Raw genomic sequence first — 17,452 nt, forward strand, 5'->3', positions numbered from 1 at the left:
GTACGGGATGACCAATCTCGTGAAAAGACTCGACAGAGGCACGCCCATAGCCTGCTGTCTCGCAGTTGCCGCCGCGCAGCTGTGCATTACCGTTCCGTCCCCCATCAATGGAGAAATCCAGGTCGCATTCGGTGCGTCGGGTTCCCAAGTCGCCTGGGTCACCTCCGCCTTCATTCTCCCCACCGCGATTCTGGAGCTGAATTTCGGAGTGGTCGGAGATCTCTTCGGCCGCAAGCGCCTTCTCGTGCTCGGCGGACTGGTCCTGGCGCTCGGTGAACTCCTCAACGCCACCTCCCAGAACATCACCATGATGTGGACCGGTCAGGCCCTGGCCGGCGTCGGGGCCGCCGCGCTCTTCCCCAGCTCCCTCGCGGTCATCGCGGCGGCCACACCCGACGAGAAGGACCGTGTCAGGGCCGTCTCCACGTGGGCGCTCAGCATCTCCATCGCCTCCGCCGTGGGGCCGCTGTCCTCCGGCGTGCTCGCCACGGTCGCCGACTTCCGCTGGGCGTTCGTGCCGCCGGTCGTCCTCGGCCTGGTCGTCGCCGTCGCGTGCTGGAAGCTCGTCACCGACTCCAAGGCTCCCGAGGGGCGCAGCCTGGACTGGCCCGGCCAGATCACCATCGCCGTCGGTCTCACCGCCCTGCTCTGGGGCATCATCGAGGGCGGCGACCGCGGCTGGGGCAGCGCGGCGATCGTGGGCTCGCTGTCCCTGGCGGCCGTCGCCCTCGTCGGCTTCATCGTCGCGGAGACCCGCGCCGCCTCGCCCATGTTCAACCTGGACCTGCTGAAGATCCCGTCGTTCGCCGCGGCCGCCGTCGTCGCGCTGGCCGGCATGTTCGGCTTCATCGGCACCGCGTACTGCGTGTCGATCCGGCTCGGCGCGGTCATGCACCTGAGCGCCGTGCGGGCCAGCATGCCCTTCGTGATCCTGCAGCTGATTCCCCTGCTGCTGGCGCCGGTGCTCAGCAAGATGCTCACCCGCGTCGACGCCGCTGGCTGCTGATGGGCGGACTGCTGCCGATGGCCGCGGGACAGTTCTGGATCGCCGCGCTGCCCATCACCACGACGTCCCTCGCGGCCTTCATCGGCCCGGTGCTGCTGCTCGGCATCGGCTTCATCTGCGTCGTGTCCTCGTTGACCTCCGCGGCGGTGAACGCCGTGCCGATCGAGTTGACCGGCATGGCCAGCGGCGCCACCAGCCTGGTGCGCGAGTTCGGCCAGGGCCTCGGCCCGGCTGTCATCAGCACCATCGCGATGAGCGCCGCGTCCTCGGCGCTGGTCGGCAAGCTCAGTGGCGCGGACGCGGGCATGGAGTCGACGGCCGGACCGCTCGCCGTCGTCAACGCGGGCAGCGACAGCGCCAGGGCGGCGGCCCAGACCGCGCTCGGTCACGGCATGGCCATCGGAGTGGTGATCTGCGGCTGCGCCTCACTGCTCGGCGCGGTGGTCACGCTGCTGCTGGTGCGCAAGGACACCGCCCGCGCGGCGGTCGGCGTCACGGGGGAGTCGGCGGCGGAGGCGGCGGCCGTCTAGTACGTGGGTCCACCAGAACGGAGCCGGGGCGCGCGCCCCGGCTCCTTCGTACCTCCGGCCGTACGCAGGAGAATCTGGAAGGGTGTCGATTCGGAGCCGTCCCGTTCGTCGGTGGGGTGTCAGGACCTCATGAGCATTTGGAGGAACCATGAAGTACATGCTGCTGGTCTGCGGCGACGACACCGCCGACGCCTCCGGCATGGCGCCCGTCGAGCCCTGGGTCGAGGAATTGGGTGCCGAGCGCGGCGTACGGCTGCACGGCCATCGGCTGCGGCTCCCCGCCGAGGCGGTCACCGTGCGGGTGCGCGACGGCGAAGTGCTGCGCACCGACGGGCCGTTCGCGGAGACGAAGGAGTACGTCGCCGGGTTCGACATCCTCGAGTGCGACACGATGGAGGAGGCTGTCGAGGCGGCTGCCAAGCATCCCGTGGCGTCCATCGGGGCCATGGAGGTGCGTGCGTTCTGGGAGGACGAGGACCCCGAGGGGGAGATCCGCCGGCTGGACGCGGAGCTGACCGCCGCCGCCCGCGAGCGGGACTTCGACCGGGCGATGGCGTGTTACGCGCCGGACGTCGAGGTGTTCCACCCCGTGAGCGGTCTGGAGCAGAGCGGAATCGAGGCCCTGCGCAAGGCCGAGGAGTTGTGGTTCTCGACGCTGGCCGGACCCGTGGAGCGCGAGGTGCTCGACCTCCGCGTCCGGGTCGACGAGAGCGTCGCGTTCAGCCACGCGCTCGTGCGGATGCGTGCCACGCTCGCAAGCGGCGACCCGCTGGACACCACGGCGCGAGTCACCACGGGGTACCGCGCGGCCGGCGACCGCTGGCAGATCGTCCACCAGCACACGTCGGTCCCGTTCCACGCCGAGATCACGGAGGGTCGGTCATGAAGTACGTCCTGTTCATCTGCACCCCGGTCGGCGGTGAGGAACTCAGCCCCGAGGAGATCGCCGACGACCCCCGCTTCACCTCGTACATCGACGAGGTCCGCAGCCGCGACGTGGTGAAGGGCGGCGCCCGGCTGCGTCCGTCCACCGACGCCACCACCGTCCGCGTCCAGGGCGACGAAGTCTTGCTCAGCGACGGCCCGTTCGTGGAGTCCAAGGAGTACGTCGCGGGCTTCGACATCATCGAGGTCGCCGACCTCGACGAGGCCATCGCGCTCGCGTCCCGGCACCCGGCGGCGCTGGGCGGCGGCTCGGTGGAGGTGCGGCCGGTCTGGGAGTGAACGAGAGCGAGGAGGCGGCGGGTTCGGGCGTGAACGAGAGTCCGGGAGCGCCGGACGCCGAAGAGGCAGTCGCCGCCGCCTTCCGCGAGGAGTGGGGTCAGGTCGTCGCCACCCTGATCCGGGTGACCGGCGACTGGGACCTCGCCGAGGAGTGCGCGCAGGACGCCTTCGCCCAGGCCCTGGACCGGTGGCGGCGCAATGGTGTGCCGCGCCGCCCAGGCGCCTGGCTGACCACGACCGCGCGCAACCGCGCCCTGGACGTGCTGCGCCGGGAGGCGGTGGGGGCACAGAAGCTGCGGGAGGTGGCCGTGCTGGCGCGCGACGAGGGGCCGTACGACCCGGAACACGAAGACGGCAGCGGAGTCCAGGACGACCGGCTGCGGCTGATCTTCACCTGCTGCCACCCCGCGCTGCCCATCGAGGCCCGGGTGGCGCTGACCCTGCGCACCCTCGCCGGGCTGACCACGCCCGAGATCGCCCACGCGTTCCTCGTTCCCGAGGCGACCATGGCGCAGCGCCTGGTCCGTGCCAAGCGGAAGATCCGCAACGCGGGCATTCCGTACCGCGTACCGCCCGCGCATCTCCTCCCCGAACGCACGACGGGCGTTCTCGGCGTGCTCTACCTGCTCTTCAACGAGGGGTACGCCGCCACGGCCGGCGCCGATCTGGTGCGCACGAACCTGTGCGCGGAGGCGATCCGGCTCGCCCGCGTGCTGGCCCGGCTGATGCCCGACGAGCCCGAAGCGCTCGGCCTGCTCGCGTTGTTGCTGCTGCACGACGCGCGGCGCGGCACCCGGGTCGACGCGGCGGGCGAGCTGGTGACGCTGGAGGACCAGGACCGTACGGCCTGGGACAAGGCATCGGTCGACGAGGGCGCCGCCCTGCTGGAAACCGCCTTGCGCCGCGGTCGTCCGGGGCCTTACCAGATCCAGGCCGCCATCTCGGCCTGCCACACCACCGCCGCCACCGCCGAGGACACGGACTGGGCCGACATCGCGGCCCTGTACGGCGAGTTGGAGCGCTTCGTGCCCTCCGCCGTGGTGCGGCTCAACCGGGCGGTGGCCGTGGGCATGGCCGAGAGCCCGGAGGCAGGACTGGCCCTGGTGGCGGAGCTGGAACGGGAGGGCGAGCTGGAGGGCTATCACTTGCTGCCCGCCACTCGTGCCGACCTGCTGCGTCGGACTGGGCGCACGGCGGAGGCCGCGGAGGCGTACGCCGGCGCGCTGGAGCTGGTGGAGAACGACGCCGAGCGGCGCTTCCTGGAGAAACGGCTCGCGGAGTGTCGATCGGCGTAGGGGTCGTTCGTCGGTGGGGTGCAAGGACCCGATCGCGACACCGGAGGCTCCCGTGACCGCCACCGCTCCCGTCCCCGTCCCCACACCGCCCGTCAGGAAGGCCCTCGCGCGGTTGCTCGGGCGCCGCAGGCAGACGACGCCGCAGGTGTCCGGCGCGTCGGCCGCATCGGGCGCCCTGCCCCCGTCCGGCAGCCCGGCCGCGCCGGTGCCGGACGTGCCGGGTCAAGGCGCCCCGGAGGTCGGGCCAGGGGTCGGCGCCCCGGACGTCTGGCTCGCCGGCCTCCGTCTGGGGAGCTGAGCCATGACTGCCACGACAACGCCCACGGCCATGTCCGTCACCACCCCCGACCCCCGCCGCTGGCGCGCCCTCGCCCTGCTCTGCCTGGCCGGATTCATGGTCATCCTGGACTCGCAGATCGTCGTGCTCGCGCTGCCGTCCATCGCGGACGGCCTCGGCTTCTCGGCGGCGGGCGCGCAATGGGTCATGAGCGCCTATCTGCTGAGCTTCGGCGGGCTGCTGCTGCTCGGCGGCCGGGTCGCCGATCTCCTGGGCCGCCGCCGCGTCTTCATGACGGGCACGCTGTTGTTCGGAGTGTCCTCGCTGCTGTGCGGCTTCGCCTGGAGCGCGGGCGTGCTCGTGGCGGCGCGCGCCGTGCAGGGCATCTCCGCCGCCGTGATGGCGCCGACCGCGCTGTCTCTCCTCCTCAACACCTTCGAGGAGGGGCCCGAACGGAACAAGGCCCTCGCCATCTGGTCCGGCAGCGGCGGCTTCGGCGCCACGGCCGCGCTGCTGATCGGCGGACCGCTCACCGACGTGCTCGGCTGGCAGTGGGTCTTCTTCCTGAACGTGCCGGTCGCGCTGCTCCTGCTCACGCTGAGCCCACGGCTGCTCCGGGAGAGCCGTGCCGAGGCGCGCACCCGCTCGTACGACCCGGCCGGGGGGCTCATGGTCACCGCCGCGCTCGTGGCGTGTGTGTACGCCGTCGTCGAGGCACGCCGCGCCGGGTGGCTGTCCGCGCAGACGGTCGGGCTGTTCGCCGTCGCGGCCGCGCTGGCACTGCTCTTCGTCCGCGTCGAGGCACGGTCCGCGCAGCCCCTGGGGCCGCCGCGGCTGCTGCGCACACGGTCGGTGAGCGGGGGCAACATCGTCGTGTTCTTGCTGGGCAGCTGCGCCTTCGGGATGTCGTACACGCTCTCCCAGTACGGACAGGGCGTGCTCGGCTACTCACCGTTGCGGTTCGGCCTCGACAACGTCGTGATGCCCGCGACGGCCGTCGTCGGCTCGTACGCGGGCCAGGCCCTGGTCACCCGAATCGGCGTACGCCCGGTCGCGGTCGGCGGCCTCGCGCTGGTCGGCGCGGGCAGCCTGCTGCTGGCCGGGGTTCCGGTGGACGGCGGCTTCCTCTCCGACGCGACCGTGCGCGCGCCCGGTGGCAGGTTCCTGACCATGACGGTCGACGACGGCACCGCGACGGCCATCGAGGCGGGAGGCAGCTACGCGGGTGCGATCGTGCTGACGGTCGGCTAGGGCATGCCTTTCGGATCACGCCGACTTCGGCTCATGGCGCCCGACAACTGGCCCGGGCGTGATCCGAAGGACAGGCCATGGTCCGCGGGATCGAATCCGCAGCACGACGACGCCCCGCCTTCGGCTCCGAAGCGGGGCGTCTCGCTGCTTGCCTCTCACTCCCCGGGCGGGTCGTCCCGTGTCGCCGTGGCGAGCTCGATGCCGCGGATACGGCGGAGCCAGCGGGCCAGGACGTAGAGGGCGCCGCCCACGATCCCGCAGGGTTCCCAGACCTCCGTGACGAGGGCCGGGAGACCGCCGTGGCCGACGATGTAGATCGCCTGCGTGCCGACGACGGCTGCGATGAAGCCGTTCGTGCGTGACTCCACGCTCAGCAGCCAGTCCACCGGTGCCCACAGGGGAGCGGCGAGGTCACGGACGCGCAGCCGGACGGCCGCCCACAGGAAGCCGAGCGCGTAACGCATCCGCGCGCGAGAGGACAGCACAATGCCCTGCTCCGGGTCACCGGCGAGGATCGCCGCCCACTCCTCACGGAGATGGGTGCGACGGCGTCCGGCGACGAACGCGGCGAAGCCCAGCGTGCCGTTGCCCGCGCGGCTCGGGCGGCGCTGGGGGACGGACGGGGTGGGAGTGTCCGTCTCCTCGACCGAAGAGCTGCCGTTGCGGAGAGCCGTGAACAGCAGGCCGATCGCGGCGACCAGGATGGCGGCCGCCGTGACGGCCCCGAAGACCCAGCCAGTGGTGAGCAGGGTGCCGGCGAACGAGGGAGCAGGGCTCAGCATCTTCAGCGCGTAGCCGACGAGTAGGCAGATGGCGGCGAACGTTCCGGCCAGCACGGGGGTCAGCACGGCGACCACCGCGAACGGCCCGGCCGTCGGGACTGGCTCTTCGTGCCGTTCGTCCACATTCATGCCGCACCCCCGTCGCCGGCCGGGCGCAGCCCGAAGAGCCGCGGCTTTCGTTCGCTCGCGCGATGGGTGGCCAGCCGCCCCGCGGCCGTGAGCTCGTAGTAGTAGCGCTTCGGGCGACCGGGATGTTCGCCGGTCTCGGCTCTGCGCACCGCCCATCCCGCGTCGACGAGCCGTTCGAGAATCGGATAGACCGTGCCGGAGCCGAGATCGGCCTCCTCGCAGATCCGCAGCCCCCACGCCGGGTTGTCCGGCGTGGCGGTCAGCAACACCTTGAGGACCTCAAGTGTCGGCCGAGTCAGGCGAATTGATGCCATATCACAAGTGAAGCACGCACCGAACCATATGTCGAGAACGACAGTTGGCTCACCGCTCGGTCCGCCGGCCGAGCTCGAAGATGCCATAGGCGAATCCCCGAGCGGTGAGGGTTCCGTCATGGACGTGGATGCCAGTGGCCTCCACGGGGCGTGCGTCAACGGCCTCGTCGTACGCGTAACTCACCGTATCCCGCTGCGGATTGACCACCACCAGATACCGCCCGCCCCGCACGTAGACGAACGGATAGCCGCTGTGCAGAACCTCCACCGTGGCGCCCGGGCCCAGTTCCGGCGTGCCGGTGCGGAGCGCGAGGAGGCGGCGTACGAGATGCAGGAGGGAGGTGTCGTCGGCGCGCTGGGCCGCGACCGTCGGGCGGTCCGGGGACGGGTCGAGCGGGAGGTAGAGATGGTCGTGCGCGGCGGTGGAGAAGCCGGCGTTCGGGCTGTCGTCCCACTGCATCGGGGTGCGAGAGCCGGCGCGGTTGTAGCGGGGTCCCAGCACGCTGCCTTCCTTGTCGGGCAGGCCCGGGACGTAGCGCATCCCGATCTCGTCGCCGTAGTAGATCGCCGGGAGCGTCGGCCAGGTGAGCTGGAAGGCGAAGGCGGCGGGCAGCTGATCGGCCGTGCGGGGGCCGCAGTTGAGGCGGGAGAAGTCGTGATTGGCGGTGGGCAGGGAGATGAAGCCGCTGTCGCCGACAGCCGCGGACGCCTGGTGCCAGGCCTCGACGAAGGGGCGCGGCGAGCCCTGGCCGCTGGGGTCGAAGAAGCAGTCGAGCGGGTCCCAGGCCTCGTTGACCGTGCCCTCGGCGTTGCTCCACAAGGAGCGCAGGGCGCGGCCGTCGGTGGGGCCGCCGAACTGGAGGAAGAAGTCCGCGTGGAAGCCCGCGGGGACGGACACCTCCGGCTCGCCCCACTCCGAGAGCAGCACTGCCTTCGGATGGGCGCTGTCCAGCCAGTGGCGCAACTCCGCCCAGATCCTGGCGGTTTCCTTCTTGTCGGCGTCGTCCTTCACCAGCGACGCGGCCATGTCGACGCGGAAGCCGGACAGGCCGAGACCGAGCCAGTGGTCCATGATCGCGCGCAGGGCCGCCCGGTTGGCGCGCGGGCCCTCGGCGTCGACCGGGCGACGCCAGGGTTCGGCCGGATTGTCGCGTGCGTAACCGAAGTTGAGGGCGGGCTGGAAAGCGAAGAAGTTCGGAAGGTACCCGCCCGGGCGGGTACCGGGGGAGGGGACGAAGCCGTCGGGCCGGCCTTCGGGCGCCCAGATGTACCGGTCGTCGGTCGGATCGTTCGCGGCGGTCCTGAACCATGGGTGCTCGTCGGAGGTGTGACCCGCCACGAGGTCCAGCAGGACGCGAATGCCGCGGCGGCCCGCTTCGTCCACCAGCTTGGCGAGGTCGTCGTTCGAGCCGTAGCGGGGCGCGGCGGCGAAATAGTCGCAGACGTCGTATCCGGCGTCGCGGAACGGTGAGACGAAGCAGGGGTTGAGCCACACGGTGTTGACGCCCAGCCACGCAAGGTGGTCGAGGCGCTCGGCGATTCCGTTGAAGTCGCCGATGCCGTCGCCGTTCGAGTCGGCGAACGACTGCGGGTAGATCTGGTAGAAGACGGCGTCGGCCAGCCAGGCGGGGGCGGGGCGGAACGAAGTCATGCAGGGGACCATAGATCAGCGCACACCGCGCCCGCTGCCCCTAAGCTGAAGGCGATGTTCACCCCGCAAGGTCCCACCCTCCGCGAACTGGCCGTCCAGGCCCTCTCGTCGGTCGAACGCGGCTACGACCTGCTCGCGCCGAAGTTCGACCACACGCCGTTCCGGACACCGGACTCGATCCTCGACGCGGTGGGACGGGCGCTGCGCCCCATGGGCCCGTTCGACGCGGGACTCGATCTGTGCTGTGGCACCGGGGCCGGCATGGACGTCCTGGGCACGCTGTGCCGGGAGAGCGTCACGGGCGTCGACATCAGCGCGGGAATGCTGGCGGTGGGTCGCGGGCGGCTGGGTGGCGCCGGCCCGTCGTCCACTGCGGCCCCGCCGCCCCGGCCCCGTGTCACGTGGGTACGCGGCGACGCCCGCGCCCTCCCCTTCGGCCCCGCCTTCGACCTGGTCGTGAGCTTCGGTGCCTTCGGGCACTTCCTGCCCGGCGAGCTGCCGGGCCTGTTCGCCCAGGTCCACTCCGTGCTGCGTCCTGGCGGGCGCTTCGCCTTCCCGATCACGGCCCCGCCCCGGCCGAGCTCGCCCTGGTACTGGGCCCTGCTGGGCTTCGACGCGCTGATGCGGGTGCGCAATGCCCTCTGGCGTCCGCCGTTCGTCATGTACTACCGGGCGTTCCGGCTCGGTGACGTGCGGCGGGAGCTGACGTGGGCCGGTTTCGAGGTCGATCTTCACGCGCTGCCCGAATTCGGGTATCGACGGGACGGGAGCCCACGGTGCCGGATGGTGGTGGCGAGGGTTCCCTCGGCCGGGCGGAGTCGGTGAGGGCAGCGGCAGGTGGGTGTTCGTATGGGCCGTCCCGCACGTCATGGCCGGCACGCGCAGGATCGGCATTGCCGGCACGCGCAGGATCTGCCCCCTGTCAGGTCCTTGCCGGCCGAGGGCCTCGTGGCAGCCGTACGGTGAAGCAGGCCCCGCCCTCGGGCCCGTGTCCCTGTGCCGTCACCGAACCGTCCAGCCGCTGGGTGAGACGGTGCACGATGGCCAGGCCGAGGCCGGTTCCGACCGGACGGATGCCCTGGTAGCGGGCGTGCAGCGTGCCCCGTTCGAAGGCGATCACGGCGTCCTCCGGTGTCAGGCCGGGGCCGCCGTCGCGCACCTCGAGACGTGCTCCGTCGTCGTCCGGTGCGAGGGCCAGCACCAGCGGTGCGCCCGCGGGGGTTACCCGCAGCGCGTTCTCCGCGAGGCCGTCGATCACTTGGCGGACCCGGACGCCGTCCGTGTCGACGGTCAACGGCCTGCCCGGCCGCTCTACGCGGAACCGCACGCCGTGGCGTGCGCAGCGGTCCGCCCAGACCGTGCCGGCCTTCGCCACCAGCGCGTCGAGATCGACCGGCTGTGTCTCGACACGGAAGTCGTAGGCCTCCAACTGGGCGAGATCCAGCAGATCCTGCACGAACCGTTCCAAGCGTCTGGTCTCGCTGAGCAGCGTTTCGCCGACCATGGGCAGTTCCTCGGGCCCGACCACTCCGTCAGCGAGCGCCTCCGCGTAACCGAGGGTCGCGGTGAGCGGGGTGCGCAGCTCGTGCGAGACGGAGAGCAGGAACGCGCGCTGCCTGTCCTCACTGCGCGTCAGCGCCTCGTCCAGAATGTTCAACGCCCTGGTCAGATCGGTGAGTTCGCGCGGTCCGCCGGGTGCCGCGCGCAGGCCGCGTTCGCCGTCGGCGAGCCGCCGCGCGGTGGTCGCGGCAGCGGTGACTGGGCGTGAGAGCCATCGGGCCAGCAGCAGGCCGGCCAGCCCCGCGCCCACCAGGCCCACCGCGAACGGGAGCGGCAGCGCTCTACGCATGCGGCTCACGCTGTCGCCCACGACCGTGTAGGGCTGCGTCAGGACGACGGCGCTGCCCGCGTTCGCGGGGCGGCCCTCCACCAGGACGTGCTCGCCGCCCAGATACGCGTCCGTGGAGACGGAATCGCCGTCGAGCAGGCTCGCCCGCGTTCGGGAGCCCACGGCATCGGCGGCCGGCCCGACCGCGTCGCCGTCGGGGGTGATGACGGCGATCTGTTCCCCGTTCGACCCGGCGAGCCGTTGCTCGCGGTCGAGCAGAAGCTGTGAGATGGCGGGGGTCCGGCTCAACACCTCGGCCTGGCGCCGGAGTTGGTCGCGCTGCTGCGCCTCCGCGCCGGTGCGGATCAGGTACCAGCTGGTGATGCCGGTGAGGAGTACGGCGACCAGGGCGACCGCCGTCGTCACCACAGTGATGCTGCGCGTGACGGTGCCCGGCCGACTCCACCGGCGACCGGCGCCGAACCGGCGGAGGCGATGGGCGAGGGCGCCGAGCCGTGGTGCGCCGGGCTTCACCGCGCGGCATCCGCCGCGCTGTAGCCGACACCGCGCACCGTCCGGATCGGGCTGGCGTCGCCGAGCTTGGCGCGCAGCTGCGCGACGTGCACGTCCACGGTCCGGCTTCCCCGGTAGTCGGCCTGTCCCCACACCTGGGCGAGCAATTGCTCCCGCGGGAAGACCCGGCCGGGATGGCGCAGCAGATGGGCGAGCAGATCGAACTCGGTGGCCGTCAGTTCTACGGGCTGCCCGTCCGCCTCCGCCGTACGGCGCACCGGATCCACCACGACCCTGCCCAGGCGCCGGATCGTCCCGCCGGGCGGGCCGGAAGCTCGTCGCAACACGGTCTTGACCCGGGCGACCAGTTCCCGGGGCGAGAACGGCTTCGTGATGTAGTCGTCCGCGCCGAGCTCCAGGCCGAGGATGCGATCTGCCTCGTCGTCGCGGGCCGTGACCAGCAGGACCGGCGTCCAGTCGCCGTCCTCGCGCAGCCTGCGGCACACCTCGACGCCGTCCAGACCGGGCAGTGCGATGTCCAGGACTATCGCTACGGGACGCAGCCGCCGCGCCGCCGCGAGCCCCGCCAGGCCGTCCGGTTCCACGTGCACCCCGAAGCCCTCGCGCGTCAGGTACAGCCGCTGGAGGTCGGCGATGTGCCGTTCGTCCTCGATAACCAGGACGAGGCCCTTGCTGTCCGGCATGCCGTCCCCCTCACCTCCATCGGGATTCGAATCCTTGTACCGGCGATGCGATGCTAGCCCGGCACCACGTGCCGCGGAGACCGCGACGGGACGCCCTGACATTCCTCGAACATTCCGCTGATCCGCCGCACACCTGCGGCTCACAGGATCACGCCATGACTGTTTCCGCACCGGACACCGCGTGCCCCGTTCCGTCCGCTCCGCCGCCCGGCGCCCTGCACCGTGTCGGACGGTGGTGTGCCCGCAACGCCCGGTGGGCGATCGTGACCTGGCTGCTCGTCCTCGTCACCGCCTTCGCCGCCGACAAGGTCTGGGGCGGCGTCTACGAGGACGAGTTCTCCCTGCCGGGAACCACCGCGCAACAGGGCGCCGACCTGCTGGAGGAGCACGGCTCCGACCTGAAGGGCTTCGGCGCGCAGATCGTCCTCGAGGCGGACGACGGGCTCGGCGCCCACCGGACGTCCGTCGAGGCCGCGCTGGACGAACTCGACCGCCTGCCGGACGTGTTGACTGTCGCGGACCCGTTCACCACACCCGGCGCCGTCTCCGCGGACGGCACGATCGGTTACGCCACCGTCCGCTTCGCCGAGAATCCGGCCACCTTCGACCCGTCGTACGTGGACCAGGTCGACGAGGCGGTCGCGGACCTGCGCGACGATCACGTGAGCGTGGACTACGGCGGTCCGCTCGGTCAGCTCGCCCGTCCGGAGGCCGCCCACGGCCTGTCCGAGACGATCGGCCTGGTGACCGCCGTGGTCGTGCTGCTGATCGGCTTCGGCAGCATCGCGGCCGCCGGGCTGCCGTTGGTCACGGCGGTCGTCGGACTGGCCGGAGGACTGGCCGTCCTCGGCCTGGTCGCCGCGGCCGTCACCTTCGGCGCGGCCGCACCCACGCTGGCCACCATGATGGGGCTGGGTGTCGGCCTCGACTACGCGCTCTTCCTCACCACACGGCACCGCGGGTTGCTGGCCTCCGGCGTCCCGCCCGAGGAAGCGGCCGGGCGTACGCTCGCCACCAGCGGCCGTGCGGTGCTCGTCGCCGCGGCCACGGTCGCCATGGCGCTGGCGGGCCTGTACGCCTCGGGCGTCTCGTTCATCGGCACCCTCGGCGCGGCCGCCGGGATCACGGTGCTGGTCGCCGCGCTCGCCTCGCTCACTCTGACACCGGCCCTGCTCGGACTCGTCGGGCACCGCATCGACCGCTGGAACGTACGCCCGCCGGTGGCCGAACCCGGGGGCGGCGACGACACATGGCGACGCTGGGCAGCGACCGTGGGCCGCAGGCCCTGGCTCTTCCTCGTCGCGGGCCTGCTGATCCTCGGCGTACTCAGTGTCCCGGTCGCGTCGATGCGGCTCGGCCACATCGACGCGGGCGCCAGTCCGATGGACTACACCGAGCGCAGGGCGTACGACCTGATCGCGCACGGGTTCGGCGCGGGAACCAACGGCCCGCTCACCGTGGTCGTGTCGCTGGACGCCGGCCGTGCGGACCGGGACGAGGTCGCCAACGACGTGCGCGGTGCCCTCTCCCGTACCGCCGACGTGGTCTCCGTCTCCGATCCCGCCCCCACGCGGGATGGTGACCTGCTCACCTCCACGGTCGTCCCCCGTCAGGGGCCGGAGGACGAGTCGACCACCGACCTGGTGCACCGCCTGGACGACCAGGTACTGCCCGAGGCCCTCGCCGGTACCGGCGCGGACGCCTACGTCACCGGCACCACCGCGGTCCAGACCGCCTTCCGCGATGCCATGGTGAACCGGCTCCCGTGGGTGGTCGCGGTCGTCGTCGGCGCCGCGTTCCTCCTGCTGCTCTGCGCCTTCCGCAGCCTCCTTGTCGCGGTCAAGGCGGCCCTGCTCAATCTGCTGTCGATCGGGGCGGCCTACGGTGTCGTGGTCGCCGTCTTCCAGTGGGGCTGGGGCGGTGCCCTGTTCGGCGTGACGGAGCGGGTGCCGGTCGAGTCGTACGTCCCCATGATGATGTTCGCCATCGTCTTCGGTCTCTCGATGGACTACGAGGTCTTCCTGCTCGCACGGATCCGCGAGGAGTGGCTGGAAACCCGCGACAACCACGCCGGTGTGGCGGGCGGGCTGGCGGCCACCGGACGGGTCATCAGCTGTGCGGCGATCGTCATGACCAGTGTGTTCCTCGCCTTCCTGCTCTCGACCAACGTCGTGATCAAGATGCTTGCGCTGGGTCTCGGGGTGAGCGTGGTCATCGACGCGACGGTGGTGCGCCTGCTCCTCGTCCCCGCCACCATGTACCTGTTCGGCAGGGCCAACTGGTGGCTGCCGCGCCCGCTCGACCGCGTTCTGCCGCACCTGGACCCGGAGGCGCCCCCTACAGCACTGGAGCCCGGACGGCGCCGGGAGCCGGACGCCGCCGAGGAGTCGGGGGCATCGGCATGAGGCGCCGCACCTGGATCGCTCTGGCCACGGCCGGAGTGCTCGTGGCCGTTCCCGTCGGCGCAGAGTTGCTCGCGCGCTCGGTGCTCCAGGACCGCATACGGACCGCGGCGTCGCGGGCGTTGGACGGCGACCTCGACATCGGTCTCGCGTCCCGCCCGGCACTGCTCCAACTCGCGGACAAGCGGCTGCCGTTCGTCGAGGTGGACAGCGCCCACGCGCAGTTCGGCCGGGTGCTCGACGCCCAGGTCCACGCGCAGCTCGACGACGTACGCCTCATCGGGGGCGATCCGGGACGCGCCACCGTGGCCGCGGCCCGTGTGGCGGTGCTGATCCCTCCGAGCGCCGTGGCCCGCATGATGGGGGATTTCGGCGGCATGCCGGTCACCGGAGTGCGGACCGATCCCCGCGCGGACACCTTGACGCTGGTGGTGGGGCGGGCGGGCCTCGGAACCGTGACCCTGCGGCCCGAGATCAAGGACGGGCGGGTCAGGACAACGGTCATCGCGGTGGAGATCATGGGCAGGACCGCACCGGACGCGATGACCGACCGGATGCGTGCGGCCGTCGAGGGACGGGCGAAGGAGCGGGACTACCCACTCGGACTCGAAGCCACCTCCGCACGGGTCGAGGGCGACGGCATCCATGTCCGCCTCGGGACGGACTCGCCCGCCACTCTGCCGCGGACAGGTTGAGCCGGCACGCGCTGGAGCAGAGTCCGTTTGTTTTTCAAACTCACGCGGTATAGTGGGTCTGATTTTCAAACTAACTACTCATCTCCCCCTTCGGGACCGACCGTGCGAGGAAACATGAAGGCCCCTCTGCCCGACAGCACGCATGCGACGGATGACGTCGTGGCCCGCATCGACCCCTTGTGGTCGTCAGGGGAAGGCGCACAGGGCGGGCGGGCCGCGTTCGCCGACGCCGGCGTGCTCGCAGACGATGTCATCCGCCAGGTCGAGGCCACGCTGTCCGGTGGGGTGCCCGATGGCGTCTGACCTGCGCGACACGGCGACCGAGCCGCGACTCGCCCATGGGGAGCGCCCGTTGCCGGTCCTGATCGCCGCCTGTCTGGGCCTGTTCACTGTCTTCCTGCAGACCACCCAGACGATCGGCACCCTCAGTGCCGTCCAGGACGACCTGCACATCGCCGCGGCCGACCTGGTGTGGGTGCCCAGCATGTACACGCTGGTCGTCGCCTCCTGTGTGCTGGGGGCGGGCGCGCTCGCCGACCGGTGGGGACGTCGGCGCGTCTTCCTCGCCGGGGCCGCCGCGATGGCAGCGGGCGGAGTGGTGCTGGTCTTCGCCGGGAACCTGGCCGCCGTCCTCGCCGGACAGGCGGTCGCGGGCCTCGGCGGCGCCCTCATCACGCCCAGCTCGCTCGCGCTCATCACCCACGCCGTCCCCGACCCCCGGCGCCGTGCCGGAGCGATCGCGGCCTGGGCGGCCACCTCAGGACTCGGCCTCGCGATCGGCCCCGTCACCGCGGGCCTGGCCCTGCGCTGGTGGACCTGGCACACCGCGTTCTGGCTCAACCTGGTCGTCGCTGCGCTCGGTGCGGCGGTCGCCCTGCGCCATGTGGAGGAGTCGCGCAACCCTTCCCAACGCCTCGACTGGGCAGGCCAGTCGACGGCCATCGGCGGACTCGCCCTCATGGTCTTCTGGCTGATCGACGGCGGCCATCACGGCTACGGATCCGGACGGGCCCTCGCGGCCGCCGCCACAGCGGTCGTCCTCCTTGCCGCATTCGCCGTGGTCGAACTGCGCCGTACGGCCCCCATGGTCGACCTGCGTCTGATGCGCGACCCGTCCTACGGCGCCTCGCTGCTGCTCGCCGCGGCCGTCCTGTTCGGCTTCGTCGGCCTCTCCCTCCTGGAGGTGCTCTGGCTGCAACGGGTGCGGGGGCTGACGGCCCTGGAGGTGGGCGCTCAACTCCTGGCGGAATTCGGCACGTTCATCGCCGCCTCGGTGCTCGCCGGAGTGCTCGTACGACGCCTGGGGCCGCGCACCCTGATCACCGCGGGTCTGCTGCTCGCGGCTGTCGGAGCCACGCTCTTCGCACGCGTCGACCCCGGCACCACGTTCGGCGGATACGCCGCCGCCCTCGTAGTCTTCGGTCTCGGCTGCGGTCTCGCCAACGCGCCGTCCACCGCGCTCGCCGTCAGCCATGTGCCGCGTGGCCGCGAGGGCGAGGCGGGCGGCACGGTGAACGCCGCCCGTCAGATCGGCGCCGTGCTCGGCACCAGCGTGCTCGGCACGCTGATGACCTCACGCTTCGACGATCGCGTCCGCCAAGTCCATGATCCACGGGTCGCCTTCACCGACGCGGTCGGCCGTGCGTCATGGGTCGTGGTCGCGGTACTGCTGGTCGGCGCGGGGGTCTCGCTGACTTCCTCGATGTGGTCCGGGCGCGCCTCGGCCGCCGCCTCCGGGTTGGCCGAGGAGAGCTGAGCCGGGTCTGCCCCCGCCCAGGGCGGGGGCAGATCTCTCCCGTCCGCGAACGCGGAGGCGGTGAGGGAAGGACGTGGGGGCGGTCGATACGGGCGGGGTCCTCGGCGAAGTCGGTCCGGGCGAGGATGTGCTCGCATCGTAGCCCTCACCCTCCTCATGCTCCCCGAAGAGTCCAGCGCGTCCCGCAGCGTGGAACGCGGGCAGGCGCCCAGCTTCGGGAAGGACGTCGCCGAGGAACTCGGTCCCACGGGCTCCACCGCACGTTGTACTTCCGCCGCCCGGGAGAGGTCATCCGGCCGCCGGCAGGGTGAACTCGTAGACCAGGGTGTCCTGTTGGGCGTCCACCACCAGATCGGTGATCTCCAAGGGCCGGTCGTACTGGTCGTGCACCCGCCGGGTGACCCGCACGGACTGCGGGAGCCGGGTGATCGAGTCCCGGTGGTGCAGGGTCAGCCCGGCCCTGCGCATCCAGTCGTACGCCCGGCGCAACTGCGCCTCCGCGGTGCCGTCCGCGCGGTCGCGATAGCGTGCCAGCTCCTCGACCTCGGTCACCGCGACCGTGGAGAAGGAGGTCACGGCCGTCCGCAGCCCGGTGCCGTCCGCTGCCGCCGATTCGTAGCGGTGGACCAGCGTCGGGCGTCGTGGGGCGAGTCCGAGCGCGTGTGCGTGTTCCGGTGGGGGAGCCTCCCAGTTCACCCTGGTCCGCTGGACTGCGCACGGTTCGGCGGTGTGCGCGCCGACGGGGAAGTCGAGGGACGGGACGTGCTCGGCGGTGGTGCCGGGCAGCGTGGCGTGGCTGCCGCGCCGGTCGGTGGAGACCAGACCGCTGCGTCGCAGCATCTGCAGCGCCTGTCGTACGGTTTCCCGGCTCACGCCGAAGCGGGTGGCCAACTCCCGTTCTCCCGGCAGTCGTTCACCGGGCGGAATGGAACCGTCGCGCAGTTCGCCGAGCAGTTGCGTGGCGATCCGCGAGTACAGCGGTTCGTGGTCGGATGGATGGGTGGTGCGGGCCATGTCCGCGCCTCCTGTGTGGTGACAAGACGTAGCCGTGCGGGCTCATTGCGGCACCACATCTAGCATTGGTCTAAACCACCA

General features: G+C 71.7%; 17 protein-coding genes and 1 pseudogene. 12 read left to right on the forward strand and 6 right to left on the reverse strand.

Going from position 1 to position 17,452, the window contains the following annotated elements; all coding sequences use genetic code 11:
* Positions 1-7: 7 nt before the first annotated feature.
* The 7 genes from ACIBK0_RS36680 (at position 8) to ACIBK0_RS36710 (ending at position 5,583) form a co-directional block, all read left to right on the forward strand.
* On the forward strand, positions 8-1,006 hold the full coding sequence (locus ACIBK0_RS36680; protein WP_399089488.1) for an MFS transporter: 999 nt from the start codon (positions 8-10) through the stop codon (positions 1,004-1,006).
* Positions 1,006-1,536: a hypothetical protein gene (locus ACIBK0_RS36685; RefSeq protein ID WP_399089491.1), complete on the forward strand. Its 531-nt coding sequence runs from the start codon at positions 1,006-1,008 to the stop codon at positions 1,534-1,536. Before ACIBK0_RS36680 ends, ACIBK0_RS36685 begins: the two co-directional genes overlap by 1 nt.
* A gap of 148 nt (positions 1,537-1,684) precedes the next feature.
* A complete protein-coding gene (locus tag ACIBK0_RS36690) occupies positions 1,685-2,422 on the forward strand; it encodes a nuclear transport factor 2 family protein (RefSeq protein WP_399089494.1) in 738 nt (245 codons plus the stop codon).
* A complete protein-coding gene (locus tag ACIBK0_RS36695; protein WP_399089497.1) occupies positions 2,419-2,760 on the forward strand; it encodes a YciI family protein in 342 nt (113 codons plus the stop codon). The genes ACIBK0_RS36690 and ACIBK0_RS36695 overlap by 4 nt, the downstream gene beginning before the upstream one ends.
* Before the next feature lie 29 nt (positions 2,761-2,789).
* Positions 2,790-4,055 (forward strand): RNA polymerase sigma factor, encoded by a 1,266-nt coding sequence (locus ACIBK0_RS36700; RefSeq protein ID WP_399089655.1) that lies wholly within the window; start codon positions 2,790-2,792, stop codon positions 4,053-4,055.
* A 52-nt stretch (positions 4,056-4,107) separates the two neighbouring features.
* The gene (locus ACIBK0_RS36705) at positions 4,108-4,353 is read left to right on the forward strand and encodes a hypothetical protein (protein WP_399089500.1); all 246 of its coding nucleotides are present in this window, start codon (positions 4,108-4,110) and stop codon (positions 4,351-4,353) included.
* A gap of 3 nt (positions 4,354-4,356) precedes the next feature.
* Positions 4,357-5,583, forward strand: coding sequence for an MFS transporter (locus ACIBK0_RS36710; protein WP_399089503.1), 1,227 nt, complete (start codon positions 4,357-4,359; stop codon positions 5,581-5,583).
* Between the two features lie 647 nt (positions 5,584-6,230).
* Here the strand turns inward: ACIBK0_RS36710 and ACIBK0_RS36715 are convergent.
* The 3 genes and pseudogenes from ACIBK0_RS36715 to ACIBK0_RS36725 all read right to left on the reverse strand — a co-directional run.
* Positions 6,231-6,455, reverse strand: a pseudogene (locus ACIBK0_RS36715) (hypothetical protein); the annotation flags it as partial.
* 35 nt (positions 6,456-6,490) lie between these two features.
* Complete coding sequence (locus ACIBK0_RS36720) at positions 6,491-6,808, reverse strand: PadR family transcriptional regulator (protein WP_399089506.1); 318 nt, start codon at positions 6,806-6,808, stop codon at positions 6,491-6,493.
* Between the two features lie 49 nt (positions 6,809-6,857).
* Positions 6,858-8,459 (reverse strand): alpha-amylase family glycosyl hydrolase, encoded by a 1,602-nt coding sequence (locus ACIBK0_RS36725; RefSeq protein WP_399089509.1) that lies wholly within the window; start codon positions 8,457-8,459, stop codon positions 6,858-6,860.
* Between the two features lie 54 nt (positions 8,460-8,513).
* On the opposite strand from ACIBK0_RS36725, the gene ACIBK0_RS36730 reads away from it, so the two are divergent.
* Positions 8,514-9,284, forward strand: coding sequence for a class I SAM-dependent methyltransferase (locus ACIBK0_RS36730; RefSeq protein WP_399089512.1), 771 nt, complete (start codon positions 8,514-8,516; stop codon positions 9,282-9,284).
* A gap of 97 nt (positions 9,285-9,381) precedes the next feature.
* Here the strand turns inward: ACIBK0_RS36730 and ACIBK0_RS36735 are convergent, their stop codons facing one another.
* Positions 9,382-10,713, reverse strand: a complete 1,332-nt coding sequence (locus ACIBK0_RS36735) for a sensor histidine kinase (RefSeq protein ID WP_399089515.1) — start codon at positions 10,711-10,713, stop codon at positions 9,382-9,384.
* 104 nt (positions 10,714-10,817) lie between these two features.
* Positions 10,818-11,504, reverse strand: coding sequence for a response regulator transcription factor (locus ACIBK0_RS36740; protein WP_399089519.1), 687 nt, complete (start codon positions 11,502-11,504; stop codon positions 10,818-10,820).
* Between the two features lie 155 nt (positions 11,505-11,659).
* Between ACIBK0_RS36740 and ACIBK0_RS36745 the strand changes: the two genes are divergently transcribed.
* The 4 genes from ACIBK0_RS36745 to ACIBK0_RS36760 all read left to right on the forward strand — a co-directional run bounded on the left by ACIBK0_RS36745 (position 11,660) and on the right by ACIBK0_RS36760 (position 16,357).
* Positions 11,660-13,909 (forward strand): MMPL family transporter, encoded by a 2,250-nt coding sequence (locus tag ACIBK0_RS36745; RefSeq protein WP_399089522.1) that lies wholly within the window; start codon positions 11,660-11,662, stop codon positions 13,907-13,909.
* Positions 13,906-14,601 (forward strand): DUF2993 domain-containing protein, encoded by a 696-nt coding sequence (locus tag ACIBK0_RS36750; RefSeq protein ID WP_399089525.1) that lies wholly within the window; start codon positions 13,906-13,908, stop codon positions 14,599-14,601. The genes ACIBK0_RS36745 and ACIBK0_RS36750 overlap by 4 nt, the downstream gene beginning before the upstream one ends.
* Before the next feature lie 114 nt (positions 14,602-14,715).
* Positions 14,716-14,904, forward strand: a complete 189-nt coding sequence (locus ACIBK0_RS36755) for a hypothetical protein (protein ID WP_399089528.1) — start codon at positions 14,716-14,718, stop codon at positions 14,902-14,904.
* Positions 14,894-16,357: an MFS transporter gene (locus ACIBK0_RS36760; RefSeq protein ID WP_399089531.1), complete on the forward strand. Its 1,464-nt coding sequence runs from the start codon at positions 14,894-14,896 to the stop codon at positions 16,355-16,357. Before ACIBK0_RS36755 ends, ACIBK0_RS36760 begins: the two co-directional genes overlap by 11 nt.
* Positions 16,358-16,645: 288 nt before the next feature.
* Here ACIBK0_RS36760 and ACIBK0_RS36765 read toward each other — a convergent pair whose 3' ends face one another.
* The gene (locus ACIBK0_RS36765) at positions 16,646-17,371 is read right to left on the reverse strand and encodes a winged helix-turn-helix domain-containing protein (RefSeq protein ID WP_399089534.1); all 726 of its coding nucleotides are present in this window, start codon (positions 17,369-17,371) and stop codon (positions 16,646-16,648) included.
* Positions 17,372-17,452: the final 81 nt, after the last annotated feature.

The organism is Streptomyces sp. NPDC050564, assembly GCF_044457265.1.
Classification (GTDB): Bacteria; Actinomycetota; Actinomycetes; order Streptomycetales; family Streptomycetaceae; genus Streptomyces.